The 17,119-nt window shown below is 58.2% G+C and carries 13 protein-coding genes and 1 pseudogene; 2 read left to right on the top strand and 12 right to left on the bottom strand.

The genetic code is table 11. From position 1 onward, the window contains the following. The 10 genes and pseudogenes from AC1MEK_RS29255 to AC1MEK_RS29210 all read right to left on the bottom strand — a co-directional run. Positions 1–2,278 (bottom strand): two-partner secretion domain-containing protein (locus AC1MEK_RS29255; RefSeq protein WP_480399739.1); only part of this gene is annotated, 2,278 nt, incomplete at its 3' end. Between the two features lie 21 nt (positions 2,279–2,299). Beyond that, positions 2,300–3,980: pseudogene (locus AC1MEK_RS29250) on the bottom strand (ShlB/FhaC/HecB family hemolysin secretion/activation protein). 661 nt (positions 3,981–4,641) lie between these two features. Beyond that, positions 4,642–6,858, bottom strand: a complete 2,217-nt coding sequence (locus tag AC1MEK_RS29245; protein ID WP_480399738.1) for an SNF2-related protein — start codon at positions 6,856–6,858, stop codon at positions 4,642–4,644. Between the two features lie 103 nt (positions 6,859–6,961). Next, positions 6,962–8,416, bottom strand: a complete 1,455-nt coding sequence (locus AC1MEK_RS29240; RefSeq protein ID WP_480399737.1) for a DUF6094 domain-containing protein — start codon at positions 8,414–8,416, stop codon at positions 6,962–6,964. A 42-nt stretch (positions 8,417–8,458) separates the two neighbouring features. Next, on the bottom strand, positions 8,459–9,046 hold the full coding sequence (locus AC1MEK_RS29235) for a hypothetical protein (RefSeq protein ID WP_480399736.1): 588 nt from the start codon (positions 9,044–9,046) through the stop codon (positions 8,459–8,461). Positions 9,047–9,134: 88 nt separating this feature from the next. Next, positions 9,135–9,743: a DUF3275 family protein gene (locus AC1MEK_RS29230; protein WP_480399735.1), complete on the bottom strand. Its 609-nt coding sequence runs from the start codon at positions 9,741–9,743 to the stop codon at positions 9,135–9,137. Positions 9,744–9,850: 107 nt separating this feature from the next. Continuing rightward, entirely contained in the window at positions 9,851–10,186 is a 336-nt protein-coding gene (locus tag AC1MEK_RS29225; protein WP_480399734.1) for a hypothetical protein, read from the bottom strand. 138 nt (positions 10,187–10,324) lie between these two features. Continuing rightward, positions 10,325–10,801: an STY4534 family ICE replication protein gene (locus tag AC1MEK_RS29220; protein WP_480399733.1), complete on the bottom strand. Its 477-nt coding sequence runs from the start codon at positions 10,799–10,801 to the stop codon at positions 10,325–10,327. A 93-nt stretch (positions 10,802–10,894) separates the two neighbouring features. Continuing rightward, complete coding sequence (locus AC1MEK_RS29215; protein ID WP_480399732.1) at positions 10,895–11,146, bottom strand: hypothetical protein; 252 nt, start codon at positions 11,144–11,146, stop codon at positions 10,895–10,897. Positions 11,147–11,434: 288 nt separating this feature from the next. Further along, a complete protein-coding gene (locus AC1MEK_RS29210) occupies positions 11,435–11,788 on the bottom strand; it encodes a hypothetical protein (RefSeq protein ID WP_480399731.1) in 354 nt (117 codons plus the stop codon). Positions 11,789–12,189: 401 nt separating this feature from the next. Here AC1MEK_RS29210 and AC1MEK_RS29205 point away from each other — a divergent pair, with 401 nt between their 5' ends. After that, positions 12,190–13,098, top strand: coding sequence for a hypothetical protein (locus tag AC1MEK_RS29205; RefSeq protein WP_480399730.1), 909 nt, complete (start codon positions 12,190–12,192; stop codon positions 13,096–13,098). Between the two features lie 903 nt (positions 13,099–14,001). Here the strand turns inward: AC1MEK_RS29205 and pilL2 are convergent. Continuing rightward, positions 14,002–14,460, bottom strand: coding sequence for a PFGI-1 class ICE element type IV pilus protein PilL2 (pilL2, locus tag AC1MEK_RS29200; protein ID WP_480399741.1), 459 nt, complete (start codon positions 14,458–14,460; stop codon positions 14,002–14,004). Between the two features lie 189 nt (positions 14,461–14,649). Between pilL2 and AC1MEK_RS29195 the strand changes: the two genes are divergently transcribed. Further along, positions 14,650–15,075, top strand: a complete 426-nt coding sequence (locus tag AC1MEK_RS29195) for a hypothetical protein (protein WP_480399729.1) — start codon at positions 14,650–14,652, stop codon at positions 15,073–15,075. Between the two features lie 9 nt (positions 15,076–15,084). Here the strand turns inward: AC1MEK_RS29195 and AC1MEK_RS29190 are convergent, their stop codons facing one another. Beyond that, positions 15,085–17,046 (bottom strand): DEAD/DEAH box helicase, encoded by a 1,962-nt coding sequence (locus AC1MEK_RS29190; protein WP_480399728.1) that lies wholly within the window; start codon positions 17,044–17,046, stop codon positions 15,085–15,087. Positions 17,047–17,119: the final 73 nt, after the last annotated feature.

Below are 17,119 nucleotides of genomic sequence, written 5' to 3'. Positions count from 1 at the left end.
TGGTCAGTGGATTCTGGGTGGTGATCAGGCCCTTGCTGTTGTCGAGGTCGGCATTGTTCAAATCCAGATTCAGTGCTGCGGCGCCCAGCAGCGAGCCGCCGATGTTATTGATACCCGTGGCCTTGGCGTCGAGGGTCTGCGCGGCGTTGATCAGCCCGTCGTCGTTGTTGGTCAGCAGCCCATTGACGTTGAGTGTGAGGTCGCCGCGGCTGGTCAGGGTGCCGCCGCTGTTGTCCAGCATGCCGGCCTGAGCGTCGACGCTGGCCGCAGCGATCATGCCCTTGACGTTGCTCAGCGCGTTGGCGAGGCGCACGGTCAGCGCCTGGTTGCTCAGCAGTTTGCCGTTGCCGTTGTCGAGGCTGTCGGCGCCAAACGTGAAGCCTTGGGCGCTGGAGATTTCGCCATTCTGGTTGTTTACCGCGCCGAGGTTTTTCAGCAGCAGCGCGCCGGGGGCGTTGAGCAGGCCGTTCTGGTTGTTGAGCTGACCATGATTCAGATCCAGGCTCAGGCTGCCATTGCTGAACAGCTCACCACATTGCTGATCGAGGCCGGTGACGCTGGCGGTGAGCGCTCTTTCAGCGGCGATACGGCCGCTGTCGCGGTTGCTGACCTGGCCTGCGTTGAGGGTCAGGCTGTCGGCACTGGTCAGTTGACCGCCCTGGCTGTTGTCCAACGACCCGGCGTTGACGACGGTCGCGCCTTTGCCGGAAATCTTGCCCTGATTGCGGTTGTCGAGGCTGACAGCGGTCAGGCTCAGGCCTGCGTCGGTCACCAGTTGCCCGCCCTGATTGTCGATCAGGCCGGTGCTGGTGAGGGTCAGTTGCCCAGCACTGGACAGCACACCCAGGCGGTTGGCGATGCTGTTTGCACTGACGCTGAGCAGGCCTTCGCTGCTGATCAGGCCGCCCTGGCCATTGAGCAGCCGGTTGGCAATGACCGCTACATCTTTTTTGCTCAGCACACGCCCGCTGCGCTGGTTGTCGAGGGTGCCCGCCTGAATCCGTGTGCTGCTCTCGCCGCTCAAGGCTCCGGTCTGGTTGGTCAGTGTCTGCGAGGCGCTGGCCTGCAACGAACGACTGGCAATCACACTGCCGTTGTTCGTCAGATTCTGCGCACTGATCACCACATCACCCACGCCATTACGGCTGTTGTCGGCATTCACCCCCGCTTCGACGATCGCGTTGTTGGTCAACTGGCCGTTGCTGTTCAGGCTGATGCGGTCGCGGGCGGCGATGTTCTGCTGCACGCTCAAGGCGTCGCGGGTCTGCACATCGACGCTGGCGCCATACATCGCGCCCTGCACGTTGGCGCTGGCGGCTTTGACATTGACCGCGCCTGCGGCCGAGGCCTGGGCGATGTTGAGCTGGCCGTTGGCGTCGATCTGGACATCGCCTGCGCTGGCGGCCAGGTTGCCCGCCAGTTTCACGCCGACCCCGGCTTCGGTACCCACCAGTTTGATGGCGCCGGCGTACATACCGCCCAGCGCCGAGCTGTCGATGGCCAAGTTCGGGGCATTACCGTCGGCGGCGCGGGCGGTGGCGTTGAGGGTCTGGGCATCGACGTCGTTGTGACCGGCGACGATGGTCAGGCGCTTGGCATTGATCTGCGCGTTGATCTGCGCGGCGCGGGTGATGATTTCGAACTGGTCGACGTTGTCGGCATTCAGCCCGGCGCCTTCGATGGCGACGTTGCCGCCGTCCACCTGAAAATGATCGAGACGGCCGTTGTCCAGCACCGGTTTGCCGGTGGTGAGGGTCGCGCGCGGGGTGTTGATGAAGCCGCAGCCATTGCAGCTGATGCCGTACGGGTTGGCGACGATAACCCGCGCCGCCTGCCCCGCCACCTCGGTGTAGCCCTTGAGCTGGGTGGCGTTGGCGCCGATCACCTCGTTGAGGATGGTGCCGGCCGCCACGCCGTTGAGGTTCGGGTTACCGAGGATGATGCCGCCCAGTTGCGTGCTCTGAGTACGGTCGGTGGCGTTGTTGAGGATCACGCCCTGCGAGCCGACGTTGTACTGCTGGTATTGGTTGTGCGACAGGCCGCTGGCATTGGGTGCGGCGATGTTGACGATGGGCACGCCATTGCCGGCCTGGCCCAGCGTGGTGTTGGTGGTGCCGCTGACGGCGATGCCGTCGGCCTGGGCCAGGAGCGGCTGCCAGAACATCGCCTGGATCAGGATCAGCGCGATGCCTTTGTTCGGCAGCCCGCAGAAGGTCGAACGCTCGATCAGTTTCGCGGAAGGCTGGCGGGCGAGAAAGTTGAAGAAGCGAACGTCCATGTGGGGCATCCCGGCGAAACGTTAGAGGAAAAAGTCCAGGCGGAAATAGACCGGCGATTCGCGCTCGATCAGGCCGGCTGGGCGTTCCAGAGAATGGGCAAAGGTCACGGTCGCGGCGACATGCTGGCCGCGGGCGAAGAATTCGAATGAGTTGCTCGACAGGCGGCCGTGCTCATCGCCGTTGTAGCGGTCGTTGCGAATCACGCCCTGGTCGTAACCGGCGGCGGCACCGTAATCAGTGAAGGCCGGGCGCAGCCAGTCGAGGGTCACCGGGCGTGTCAGGCGCAGTTCGTTGCGCCAGTAACCGCCGCTGTCGCCGGACAGGAACTGATCCTTGTAGCCGCGCACCGACGACGATCCGCCCAGGCTCAGGCGCTGCGGGCTGAACAAGACGTCTTCGCTGCGCTGCCCGGTGGCCAGGCTGGTGAAGGTGAAGCTCTCGCCCCACAACTTGAATGGCTGCAGGTAGCTGACGGTGCCGGTGTACTTGCGATAGCGTGCATCGGCTTCGCCTGGGCCCGGATGGTTATTGTCCTGAGCGCCGAATGCACCGATGCCCTGCTGCATGCCCAGATCGATGTTGAGGAAAGCGCCACCGATCCGCCGACCGTGGTTGATGCCGTATTGCACTTCGGTGATGCGATTGCTGCTCAGCGCCAGGCGGCTGTCTTCGAGGTGGTTGTTGGTGCGCAGGCTGGACAGGCCGACGTTGAGCGAGGTCTTGCTCAGGGCATCGCGGTAGATCACCCGGTCGGCGTGCAGCTGGTGAGTCTGGCTGTCGCCGCTCTGCTTGAAGTTGAAACCGTTGGCCTGCGCCTGCGAGCGATAGTCACTTTCGCTGTAGCTGTAACTGAAGTTCCACCAGCCCCACGGCAGGTTGTACGCCAGCGCGGCGTTGTGCGAGGTGTGCGCCGAATCGCTCATGGCATCGTGGCCGCCGCGCAGGCTCAACTGGTCGGCCAGGCCCAGCGGGCTGTCCCACTCAAGACCGGTGTTCCACTGCTGTTCGCCGGTGCTGCGCTGGCCATCGTTGTTACGCGACAGGCTCGCACGCCAAGGCTTTTGCGGGCTGTTCTTGACCAGCACATCGCTGCCGCCGACCTGCTGGGCCGGGCGTCAGCTCCATCTGCGCCTGATTGGAGGGCAAGCGGTTGAGCTGATCGACCATCTGCTCGATCTCGCGCAGATTGACCAACTGCCCTTCGCGGCCGGGAAAGGTCATCGCCAGCTCGCGCTCGCTCAGGCCGCTGCCCGCATCGCTCTTGAGCTTCTCCAGCCGGCCTTCGATCACCAGTACTTGCAAGTGCCCCTTGGACAGATCCTGCTGCGGCAGATAGGCACGGCTGGTGACCAGCCCCTTCTCGATGTACAGATTGGTAACGGCCTTGAGCAGCTCGTTGAGCTGCGAAACGCCCAGGCACTGGCCGGTGTAAGGCTGCGTCAAACGTTGGCGCTCGGCGTCGGAAAGCGAGTCGGCGCCCTTGAGTTCGATGGTGTCGATGGTGAAGCAGCGGGTGTCGGCTGGCGCAGCGGACTGCGAGGATTCTGTCTGCTTGCCGGGAAGGTCTTTCAATTCCTCAAGGCGGCGTTGCTGCTCTTGAAGCAGACGTTCCTGGCGGTCACGGATCAGGTCCTGATCACCGGGAGTCGGGGCGGCGATGGCAAACAGCGGCGCGGCTGTCAGCAGACAAGACAGCGCGATTTTCTGAACGGAGGATCCCACAAAGCGTCCCTGCAATGGCACAGTGATATCAAGCGGGTGGATCCTATTCAGTCATTTGTTTGGCGTCAATTAAATTATTTCAAGATGTAACCAAGACGAAACGCAGTCGATACTCCCAACAATTTCCTACACGGCTGGAAAATCAGGATCGTACGATCAGCTACAGATACTGCGAATAGATTGCTCCAAACTTTGCACTTCATGAGGGCTGCGGTTACCGGGCTGAACCGGCAGCACCGCCCTGCCGCTGGCCTCATCGACGGGAAAGGTCGAGTGTAAATTCGCCCTTCATAGTTTATTGACGTGCGTATTAACCGAGCTCGTCATCGGAACGATGTAGCTGGTGGTGCGGCAGAATTGACGACTGTCCGCTATGGGCCGACTCCTGCCGGTCAAGAGTTACCCGTGCGCTGCTCACGTCCGATGCGAATGGCTGGTCAAGTCGAATGCAAGCAGGTGGCCAAGTCGGATGCAAACGCTTGGTCAAGTCCGGTGCAATATCCCAAGGGTAGCGCGTCGGACTGATCGAGCAGATCCTCCATTCAAATACTGTCTTGCAGCGGCTTCATGCTCTCGTCCATGACTAGTTGAAGAATGCGCCTTAGGCTAAAAAATAAGGCCACCCGAAGATGGCCCCAATTCAAACACCAATCAACTGCCTAGCCAGCACCATCTCCACCGAATCCCCATCCTGATTCAACGAATCCAGCCCCGACTCAGGCACGTCTCCCGACGTACTTTGCGCCACAGCTATCTTCTTGGCCATCAGTTGCAAGCAGGTGATCTGCGATGTGCCGGCATACCCGAAGAAAACCACCCGAACCGGGTGCTTCTGCCCAATCCTCCATGACCGTCGCGCTGCCTGCTGCAGGGTGTAGACGTTATAGCCAGTCTGCAGAAACGCGATAGTGGGAAAGTCGAGCAGATCCAGTCCGGTCTTTACCAGCTCCGGATTGGTGATGAGCACGTCGACGCCACGATCGACCTGGTCGAGGATCCAGTCTTCGCGCCTGGCCGTATCAACCGCGGCGCGCAGCACTGCGACCTTCAAACCTGCCTGTTCAAGCAAGCGCTTGAGTCGGCTGGTGGTATCGCGAGTGCCGGTGTAGACGGAGTAGGCGAGCACCTTACGGTTCTTGCTTTTCTCCGACAGGCACAGATCCAGGAGCGCTTGCTCTTTGGGCATGAGGTCCTCGTCTGCGAACATGGTTGGCACGAATGCCAAGGTGTCCTTGGTGCGAGGATGTTTCACCACCTCCGGGGTAAAGCAGCAGTCTGGCCAGGCCAGCAGCACGTTGAGCACGACACCCATCAGTGTGGTATCGCGGCGAGCCAGTGCCTGCCGCAATTCAGTGGTAAGTGAGGTTGCCAATTTCTGGTAGGCCGAGGCCTGGTCCGGTGTCATGGGTATGTCGATGAACTCCTCTCGGTAGTCGGGCAGGACGTTGCCGCCGATGTCTTTGAGTTTGAGAAAGACCGTAAAGGGCAGTACGAAACGATGGATGCCTTTGGGGCCGAAGCCTGGGGCCTTCACTGTTCGCACGGAGACCTTTTTGCCCTTTGCAGTTTTATGCGACTCGCCGTCGCGCTCGGTGTAGATGTCTTTGAGGACTCCGTGGTCGCGCATGAAGGACATGGCCGCAGGTGCCATGCTTCCTCGTTCGTTTGGACGGTAGCCGTCCTCGATCATGCGGCGGGTGAGGATGCGGAACAGCAGGTAGAACAGGTCATCTGCGTAGCCGCCCATAAGAGTGCCGGTGAGCAGCAAGGTCTTGCGAGCCTTGGCTGCCAGCACACCCATGGCTTGGCCTTGGGCCGAACCACTGTTTTTGTATTCATGCCCTTCATCCACTACCAGTAGGTCGAAACAACCGCCCGGGAGGTAGCGTTTGATGAACTCGGTGGGTTGGTAGCCGCCTTCGCCAAAGCCGAACTCGATGTTGGCCATCTCGCGTTCCATGCGTTTTGCCTGGCGGTCTGTGAAGATAAAGTCGCCCTGGGCGTCCATCAGATTGATGAACTCGGACACGTTGTCGATCAGCATCGAAGCGAGAAACTCCTCGCCGAAGTCGGTGAGTAACCTTTCGGCCTTGACTGGACCGATCGTGGGGATGCGGCACATGGATTTGAGAACCGTTGAGCGGCGATCCCCACTCGTGGTTTTGCCAGGGCGCATCAGTGTCCAGAGTGCGGCATTGCAGCGAGAGCAACGCCGGCGGCGCTCCTCACGCTGAAACTCCTCGACGGTGATGAAGTTTCCTTCTTGGTCCTCCATGACCCGTCCGCAATCCGGGCACGCGACAAGCTTTCGTCCGCCGTCGGCATGTCGTTGCCAACATGCCAGGCGCCAGTGGAAGCCCATGCGCATACGGACTCGGCCCAGGATGAAGAACTCCTGACGGCCGTCGTCTGGCTGCCCGAGCTGCTCGCGCAGCTTGAGCAGCTTCATCAGAGTGTCGGGTCCGTTGAGCACCCAGACACGAGCATCCGGGATTGTTTCGAGAATCTCGCGCCGCCACTTGTAGACCAAGTGTGGAGGCGAGATGACCATGGTTCGGCGATACCCGGCTGCGTGCATGACTGCAGCAACAGCGATAGCCATCATGGTCTTTCCGGTGCCCATCTCGGCGTTGATGATGCCCGCCTGTTCGTTGCGATCGAGCAGCAGCGCGGTGATTGCCTGCACCACTTCGGCTTGTGCCTGGAAAGGCTGGCGTTTGAGTCGGTCCATTGCCTGCTGACGCGCAGCGTTGGCATTGCCCACGTAAACAGGCGGGTTGGATCGGTTGAGGGAGTCGAACAGTTCGTCGCCGAACTCCTCGATGAAGGTGGTGAGGCCGATGGTGATGTCGTTCATGGTGTTTCTCCTTGAGGGGATGAAACAGGGCACGCACGACACCCGGCGGGTATGGTGAGTACCCTGTGGGTTGGCTGATTTGCCTGGGTGGCTAGGGGAAGGCTTAGTAGTCCGAAGGCAGCAACATGGTGGTTGCCCCTCGGTTCATGTCGGTGATGATCCACAGCCGGGTTTCGTTGCCTGCGTCGATGTCGTAACCAGAAATCAACCGTCCCCCGTTTGTGAGCGAGTGTTGATTGTTGCTCCAGTCTTCCTCGCAAATCTCGCCCCAGTCGCCGGCGAGGTGCCGGTTGTAGTAAGGCGTGATGTTGAGAAGGCGACGCTCTACGAGGCCCTTCACCGACTGCGAGAGCAGCAGATAGCCGGGGTCGAATGCTGTTTCAGATGCCGCGTCTGTTGTGGGTGCTGGGCGTGAGTCGTCCAGCTCCGGTGGTTCATCCGATGATGAGCTTATGGTGATCACTTGCCCCAAGGTCGCCGAGCCTGGCGTCAGGTCCCATGCCCTGATGACGGGGATGAACCGGTCAGTCAGGATCCTGGACTCAGAGACATTGCCGTTTTCGTCCTCAGTGAATTCGGTTTTACTGATCTTGTCCTTGTGCGTGTCACCCTTGAGGGCAAGCACGCGGCCTGCCGGCGAGGTCACCACGCCGGAAATCGCTCCAGCCGCCAGCGCAAGCGCCAGATGCCATCGCGATAGTTGTTTGACTGGTGGGCGAGGTTGCACGCCGGTCTGCCCATAGTGGAGAGTGAAGTCAGGCCAAAGGCCTCCCAACTGCTGAATTTCGGAGCTGAATTGCGCGGGCTCCAGGGTGATCTTGTAGAAGTGTTCCAGCTCAGTGACGGCTGGCAGCACCTCGTAAGGTTCGCCGGTCCAGATTTCAGGTAACTGGGGGGCAGCTTCCTGACCCGTGCCAATCGCCTTGAGAAGATCGCGTGTCTGCGCCACTTCCCGCGGCTTGGCCAAGTCCTGTCGCCGAATCCGGATACCGAAAACGACAACCTGTTTGAAGGTCGGGTCAGCGGCTGCGTAAATCTGCAGGGCGGTGAAGTGGTTGCCCAACCATCCCGAGAACTCGTCGTCCAAGACGTAATGGGGAATGATCAGCACCATGACTCCTCCGTACTGCAGGAGAGGCAGGGATCTTTGATAGAACAGCTTTTCCAGCCTGCGTCGGCCACTACCCTGGTACTGAGATGCGCCGGCATGATTGCCGACGAGGTCCCCGTACGGTGGGTTGAGCCACAGCAGGCCGAATGACTGGCGACTGATCATCGTGTCCATCAAATCGCTGTGCAGTACGCGGTCCAGCATGTTCCGAGCGTGGTCTGCACGCTCACGGTCGTACTCGACGGCGAACGCTTCAATCTGATCTCGCCCAAGCCTGTACGCAGCCTCTGTCAGTGCTATCCCTTCACCGGCACAGGGGTCGAAAATTCGCATCCTGCCGGTTGAAGGGGCCAGCGCCTGGAGCGCACGTTCAAGCGTGATTTCGTCTGTCGGGTAATAGCCGTTGCACGCAAAGTTGCGCGCCAGCCGGGGAAACATAAGTGCCATAAGGCCTCCGGGTAATTTTGCGTGAGCGGGGTATGTGATCGATCAGCTCGAGGTGAGCTGACCGTTGCGGATGAGCTCGCCGATGGCGGGTTCCAGCGCATCGAGCTGCAGTTGGAGCCGCCAGGCCTGAACCACGCCTAGCGCGCCTGGAAGCCTTTGCAGCATCTGAAGTTGGGTCAGAACGTCCGTTACCGGTTTTTGCCAGTGAGGCAAAAGCGGTAAGGGGCAGGTTTCTGTGATGAATGGCCAGAGCTCGCTGCGCGGATCCGGGCTCTGGTGTAGGAGGGCGTAGGCAAGGTGATTGGTACGATCCGGGTGCACGCAGCGCCGGTCGAATAGCCAAAGGTGCAACAGGCTGCCGAACAGAGTGCTGCGGCACTGGCGGGTAGTACGTTTCTCCAGTTGATCGGTGTTGATGAATACGGGAAGGCGTTGTTCCTCATGGATGATGTGGAAGTGATCCAGTCCACCTTCTGTCGAGCCCAGGGTCAGCCTCGCCAGAAACTCTTGCAGAGCAGTATCACGAGCCCAAACAGACAGAAAAACCAGGTTGCGGGTGTCATCGCACACGCAGGCGTCAACGTAAAGATCAGAACATTCCGCGATCTGGAACAGCTGGGTGATTGTCATGGAGCCTCCAAAGCGATGGGGCTCCGCCTGTAGGGGCGGAGTAGCCCCTCAAGGGAGATGTGAAGTCAGATGTCGTTGCTGCTGAGCATTACGCGTCAGGCAGGTTCCACGTCTGTTGTTTGAAATCGAGTTCATACCCGAGCTCGCCAAGGCGTGCGCATTGCTGACGCAACTGTTGGCGATCGACTGTTGTGTCCAGTCGGACAGAGGCGCCGAGGGGCCAGATGGTGCCGAAAAGCATTTCGTCTGCTTCAAGGGCCGTGGGAGTGGGTGGCGCAGATTGCTCCATGCCGAAAGGTGCTTCATCGTTCGCCTCTTCAGACAAACCTGACGCGAGCGGTGAGGATTTGCGGGGTGCGTGGGCGGCCGACTTAGCCGGTGGCTCCTCGTCGATGGGATCTGTTTCGGTGCTTGAAAGCCGCGCAGCCTCCTCGTTTGTGAGATCGGCTACGTCCTCCAGCCTCATGCTGTCCAGCCTGGCGCGGATCTCCACCACCAGCCTGCCACCATTGGTGTAATACGAGGGGCGGATTTCAGTGATCAGAAAATCACCTCGATATTTGCCTTCGTTGTACTGATCGAGGAGGGCGTCCTTGATGACGAACTCGCCGATCGAGGTTGAAAGGCGTCCGACGTTGAAATCACCATTGCGGCCGCTGATGGTACGAATGGCCAATTGGCCGGGAAGATTGATCATTGGGCTGCTCCGTAGATGCACCGAGCAACCGCCGCAAGGTCAGTGCTCGCGGTGAGGGCAAGCCCGACAGTGTCGGGCTGATGGTGGGTTTGTGATCGTTTGGTGGGTCAAGAGATGGAGGAGGCCGCTTCGTCTCTGAGCGAAACGCACAGATATTCAGCGCCTGTCTCTGAAGCTATACGGTGAAGCTTGAGGTCCAGCCAGACCCGTTCTGACCGGTCTCCCTTGGGAGGGAATCGATAAAGGCCGAAGTCGATCTGGCTCAATTCTGGCTGGAAATGAATTTCCCGGTAGGCGAGCCGGATGACGTCGCCCAGGCGGGTGGTGATCTCTTCCAGATGTTGAGGCAGTTCCAAATGCACGGCTTCTTGCCAGGCTTGAGGTGTCAGCACCACAGGCAGTTTCAGCAGATCAGCAGACAGTTCGTTGGTAGGGATGGGCATGTCGATTCTCCAGGCATGAGAAAACACCTGGCCCGACTGGGAGGTGCGTTTCCCAGGTTCGGTTGATTGTTTGGTGTGGTGCCTAGGCGGCAGAGGGGGATTAAATCAAGGCACCCGAGGGCGCCTTGTCAGATGGTTTCAGGCCACTTGATTCTGTGGTTCCTGATCATCAGTGCTTTGAGAACTGTGCTCAGGTTCAGCTGCGTCAGCCTCACGAGGTTTGGCCTCGTAGACCGTTTCACCGTCCACCTTGATCCAGCCAATAAAGAGCAGTCGACCCTTGAGGCTTGCGCCAGGCTGACCTTTTTTATCGCCTTTCTCATAAGTGAAGGCATCGGCCCGTATGTCTCCGATCCGAAAGCTTACGAGCACTTTCTTCTCGGCAGCGACTGCGTCTTGGCAGCGACGAATCAGCTTCTCAGCCTCGGCGCCGACGACGTTGCAGTCAATATAGGTGTACTCCACGGCATCGGATGAGCCATGCAGCGCAGCGATGGCGACGGCCATGAAAGGCTTGCCTTTACCGCGGGGTTTCACTTCCCGGATACGGTTCAGATAACCAATACCGGTAGTGTGAAGGTCGAAGAATTTCGCGTTGTTGGATTCGTTGCTCATGGTGATTCTCCAGATTCGAAAAGCAGAATGCGGAGAAACACTTCGCCCTGAGGGGAAATGAATCCCCGCGAGGGTGTAGAGCCAGCGGTGGTGCTAGAGCATGATTCTCATCGCTGCGATCATGATGCCGATGGCAGCGGAGAGCATGACGCCCGTGCGAATGGTGAGCTTGATCTCAAGCTGAGCGATATCACTTTTCAGGTCTGCTCGAAGAGCGGCCAGATCAGCTTTAGTCGCGAGGAGCGAGTGCATATCAGCCTCCAGAGCTTCAATCACTGCGTTTGCTTTCTGCTCCGGAACGTTGATCGAAATCAGCGCTTGGTAGAGAGCGAGTTCGGTTTTCATCAGACCTCCAAAAGTTATTCGAGAGGCCTGCCCTGACGGAGAAGGCCCGTCGAGGGTTGAGGTAATACGGGCTTCCATCGAGCAAGTCGACTGATCGCGCCTCCGGAAGCTTAGCGATCTGGGCGATCAATGCGGTGAACCGCATCGCAGTCTTGAAGATCACGACTGCCTGGGCATGTTGCTGACGACGTCAGCGATACATGGGGGAAGAATGGAAAGGCACCTGAAAAAAGTCAACGGCATGAGTGAAATTCGGAAATGCCCTACATGAGGCTCGCTTTCGTTTGTTCAGATCAGATCTGCCAGCGGCCCCATAGTGAGTGGAGATGGCTGAATCTCAGAGTGCTCGGTTGCCTGTTTCTTCGGGCGTCGCTTGCGTGGAGGTTTGACGGTAGCGCGAGTATTCGCGTCATACCATTGGTGAAGGTCCACGCCGCGCTTTCGGACTATGGCGGGTATGAGGTTCAGCTCTACGACAGCTTCAGCCGACAGACATGGCGGAGGCAGTGTTGGAGCAGAGAGTAAATCGGTGTCAGACGGTGACCAGTCTGTTTGAACTGTCGATTTTCTATTCAGCTCACGCAGGAACTCGCGCGTGACAGTGCCAAGAGTGAAGCCGAGTTGGTAACTGAGTTTGGACATGGTGTTTCTCCATCAGGTTGATGCGGAGGAACACTGGCCCTGTCGGGGAAGTGATTCCCCGCGAGGTGAGTACATCGAGATGCTTCCATCGACAACGCCGACCGGTCGCGCTACCGGAAGCTGAGCGACCTTGGGTGGATCGGCCACGGTTACGACCGTGGTGCAGTCTTGAGATCCGGACTGCCTGGGCATGATGCTGACGAAGTCAGCGGGTCATTTTTTGAGCATGATAATGGATCCGTGAAAAGTCAATCCTCTGTTCGGGTTAACGTCGGACAGGTCAGATTGCTGGCTGTAATCTTGATTCACAGAAAGCATGAGGGGGGCAGGTCGATATTTACGGGATCCAATTCGATGGGCAAAATGGCATCATTGCGAGATGGCCGAGATTCGAATCGAGTATGCGTTCAGTATTACCCCACTGTTTTATAGTGCTTTTGACATGCGCTAACTGTTTTGGAAACGTGGCGACTGCTGCAGGTTCTGAAGCATGCAATTCACCTGAGCTGAATGTCACCAAACCTGCAACTCCGCACAAGTCGTCTGCCAAACCCTCTCCATCCGCAGTCGTTCCGTCGATCTCGGACGACTCTTCTGCTCAACAGATTTCCAGTAATATTCTGGTTTGTGATGGGGATGGTTTCTCTGCACGTGAGTCGAAAGCGAGGCCAGGGAATGAGTCAGCGGCCTCCGACCCGTTTGGGGGCTGGGCGAAGCTGATTGATTCTATCGCCAAAGTGTTAGCGAGCTTAGCTTGGCCTATCTCCGCTGCCGTGATCGCGAATTTTTTCAAGAAAGAGATAGCTACCCTTTTAGGACGTCTAAAGAAGTTCAAGGCGGGCGCAGCGGAAGCCGAATTTAGTGAGGCTCTTCGGAATGTCGAGAATCTGGGTGATCACCCCGAGCCCACAGAGGCACCTGAGGTAAAGTCAGAGGACATTCGTAATGAGCGGTTGGATCCTCGAACCACGATCCTGACAGCATGGCTAAAAGCCGAAGCTGCCCTCAACCGGTTATATGACTCAAAGATTCCACCTAGTATCACCCCTGCTCTGACAACTTCATTTCCAGCGCGTAGATATCGACAGCCCATGCGGATGCTCAATGAGCTGGTAAAGAACAATGTGATCGACAAAACGGTCAGCGGGCTATTTTTGGAGCTGCAGCATTTGAGGAATCAGGCAGCACATGAATACGATTTCTCCCCCGCACCCGAGGATGTGGTTACCTACCTTAAATATGCTAATGAGTTGACGGCAATGATCAATCAAGCTGGCAACGATAATGCCCCTCGAAGTGATCTGGAGTAGCCATTAAGCGCCACTGCAGGTGCGAATTAGGTCCGGATTTCGAATAGCGGTGCGGATAAAACGAAAGGGAAATGTGCTGAGAGCGGTTAGGTAACCGAGCTCTCAGCCGAAGTGAAAAATAAGAAGAAAGATATACCACTTGTGGGATACGAATCGTCTAGATCCTTCGGGTTTGACCGAGACATATCTGCGCACTCACCTGGCCAATCATCGTGGCTAAGGCCAGTAAACATCAGGCGCGCATCCGCGCACAAAAGGAGCCCTGCGTTTCGCCGGCGGGCCACCGGCAGGGAGAAGCGTCTACCAATGGGTAGCCTGATGGTCCTTCGCAAGGCCATCAGGCTACCCATTGCAGGGGCAAAAAAGAGTGGGCCACAACACCAGTGCGACCCTTGGATGACGATGCTTCGAACCTGCCGATAACCCTATGTGCCTTTGAACTCGCGATTCACGAGTTGACGGCTGCGTGTCTTGCTGGGAACAGGGAGACACAGGGAGAGTTCTCGAACAGATCTGCACGCGCTTCCCGGAGCTAAGCGTGCTTTGGGGTGGTAATGGGTAGTGCCGCATTACCGGGTGCTACTGATGACCGTCAGTAGCCAGCGGGGTGGAACTGTCGATGACTGCATTATGTTGATGCAGGGTCGCTTGTGCAAGCGAGTGGACTTGAGGGCGCGGTACTCTTCAACTTGGGATCAGGAGCAACTCTGGTTCAGCCGCTGCTTAAGTGGGGCGGGAAATCGGGTTGACCTCCGACTTTCGGACCTCTTCAGTATTCAGACCGTGCTGAGCGATAGCCTCGAATGCGAGTCGCAGCCTATTCGGTCTCGACATGCTTAGTCAGTGCCTCGAAGGCAGTTTGCACTCGATACTTCTGACGCAAATCGTAACAAATCTGGCGATTTACCTCGTCAACTTTAACCTGCCACGCCGGACCTCCCAGCACCTGGAGAGCATCGCCCAAGGACATTGGACCCATGAGTACTGCACGATTGGCAGCGGGCGCTTGCTGAAGAGGCTCGAATCGCCGTTGTGTTCGTCGCAAAGGGAGTATCCCGATTGACGCAGGACATACTGCAATGCGTCGCGCACAGTCGGTTTGATGTGGGTAGGGATTTTGATGTCGATGATCTGGGTCATTAGGTCGAGTTGCCCGTCCTGTGGAAGGGTGCTCTGCAACGTGTATCGTCCAGCTCGCACGACTGGACCTTCTACTGAAACGGTTCCGGCAGAATACAGATCGGGCGTTAGTATTTTGAAATTCGTACTGGAATCAGACTCAGGCTCGTGTTGGTCTGTGTGTTGCGCGGTGCAACCCGCGATGGATGTGAGCAAGATCAGGGTGGCTATAGCTCTGGTCATTTCTTTGAAACCCCATGTGTGATGGGGCAGCGTGGTCAATTGACGATTTCCAGACAGTAAGAAATGAGTATCTGGAGAGCGGACCATATGAAGCGTGCTCTGCAGGCTGCGCCTCGGGAAGAGAGACTTTCTCACCTCGGGCGAAACGCTATATGGTGTCGCTCCTTCGAGTCAGCCAAGGAAGCTAGAGTGCTTAAAGATTTTTTCGATGTACTCAGCAAAGTAAAGTCTCGCGCATTGCTGGTGGTATTCGTCGCCCTTGCAATCTCAACCTTTACACCAAGTGGTGGGCCCATCCATGACCCTTGGACGTTGGAAACTTTAGCGCTGCCGGTCTTGGTTTTCATGGCCGATGTTTTGATCGTGGCTTGGGTGCTCACGATTAACTACCTCAATAGTCGGCTGGAATCGCACGACCACGGTAATTGGGGCCGGGCTTTGGGTGGAAGCGTCTTGGCGTTCTGCCTTTGCGTGACCCTCTGGTATGTATCGAACTTCCCGGATCCGTTCAGCATCAAGCTGCTTGGCAGCCCTGAGTTCGTCAGGATGGCGGCCCTTTACCTGCTGGGTGTCGAGACCATCAACATCAAGCGCTACTACGGTCGTACGGCATAGCAGAGGACCTCAGCAGGCGCTCATCTCACTCGCCAATCTCGCCCTGTTGTTGGCCGCGGCATCAGTCTCAATCAAATCCTGCGTCAACTGCCGCTTCTCCTGCAGCATCTGCCACAGCGCCTGGTCAATGGTGTTTTCCACCAGCGGGATCTTCACCACGACCACGCGCTGTTGCCCATTACGATACGCACGGTCTTCAGCCTGATCCTGCAGACCCGGTGTCCAGGGCAGTCCCAGGAACATCACGTAGTTCGCCGCCGTCAGGTTGTTCCCCGTTCCAGCGGCCGAGGTCGTCCCTATGAAAACACGCGTATCGGCCGACGTCTGGAATGCATCAATCGCTTTCTGCCGCTTGCCGATAGAGTCGCTGCCGATCAGCGTGACGCATTCGTGGCCAGCCTCTTCGCAGCGTGTCCTGAGCGTGTTGACCGTGTCTTTGAACTCGCAGAAAAGGATCACTTTGTCATCGACATCCAACTCGTCGAGCAGCTCCATCACGACCCGGACTTTCACCTGCTCCAGCATTTGACGGAGTGATCCGAGCCTGGCCAAGCCGGGTCGATCTTCCTGGCGAATCCGCTCGTACTCAGCGCGTTCCTCATCGGATAGTTCAACCGTCAGCGTCTGCCGTTGCTTGCCTTTCAGATTCGGGAGGACGTCTTTGCTGCGTCGAAGCATCCAGTCGCCGATCGCCTCACGAAGATTTTTGCGGAAGTCCTGGCTCCCCGCGAATTGCTCACAGAAGTCTTTGAGCGGCAGCCGGCCGACGGGATGACCGGAAAGGCGCAACAGCGTGTGCAGTTCTGATTCGCGGTTTAAAACCGGTGTGCCAGTCAGCAGATAGCGGTTGGGGATTTTCGCGGCGATATCGAAGCCGTGACGGGTCCATGCAGCTGTAGGCTCCTTCAACCGGTGAGCCTCATCGATGATCATTACCTCGAAGTGGCTGGCCTGCAGAACGTAGTCGGCCAGGCGCTCGTAATTGGTGATTACCCACTGGGCTTCAGGGGCTAGCGTCTGTTTTGCGATCCGGGCTTCTGGGTACACCATCTGGATCTCGCGCTGCCAGTTGATGATGAGAGTGGACAGGGTAATGACCAGGATCGGACGACCTTCGGCGCGGATCGCTGCAGCAATCACAGCCTGTCGGGTTTTCCCCAGTCCCATGTCGTCAGCCAGAAGGGCGCTGGTTCGCTGAAGCAGGTGTTCGATGCCGGCGGGCTGATGGTCCAGCAGTGAATGTTTTTGCAAAGCTCGCGCGATGCCATCGGGAGTGAGCTCGGTTCGTTCGATCGAAGGGACTGCCGCGAGGTAAACGTCGGTTGATACCTCTTCAGTGGCATTGCTCGCTCTTTCCTGCGCAGGTCCGCCGAGGCTGATCCGGGTGAGCGTCTCTGCAGGTAGGAAGGAGCCATCGTCCAGCAGCTCCTGAACGGTGTCCAGAATCTCAAACTGGTTCTCCGATAGTCCCATCTCCAGGGCAAGGTTGTTGCGTACCAGTTCAGCTGTTGCATCGATACGCCAAGAGCGGGAGCGTCCGAGGAACACGCCGCGCATGCGTTTGGCCACCGCCACCATCGCCGGATGGTAGTCTCCCGAAAGCAGAACTCCGCCTTGGGCCAAGGGCGCCAGACGAAAGACCTGGCCCCAGGTGAACGCTTGCCGGTTCGGCGTGCTTTGGGCGTTCTCCAGCTTTTGGCGGAAGGTCTCCCAGCTCTCGACGAGTCGATTATCGCTAAGCTCAATCAGCTTCCGGAAGATCAGATCCAGGTTATCCAGCAGCCTGGCCTTCGGCAGCCGCCAGTAACGATGTAATGGATGTCCCGCGCGGCGAATGTAGAAGCCGTCATGCTCGAGCAGGAGCCGGTTGGCACCTTCCACATAGTGAAGCTGCAGGCCGAAGTCATATCCGTCGAACACCGCTCTGTTCAGGAGAACAGGCGTACGATTCATCATTCGGGCACGGCTCATGACGGTTTCCGCCGGCGACCCAGAATGCCGGAGGGTGTGAGTGGGGTTGGTGTCGCTGCTGCCACGCCAAGGC

The sequence above is a fragment of the Pseudomonas sp. 2 genome, from assembly GCF_056627435.1.
Note: the sequence above shows the minus strand (reverse complement) of the source record. Positions and strands in the feature narration are given on the sequence as shown.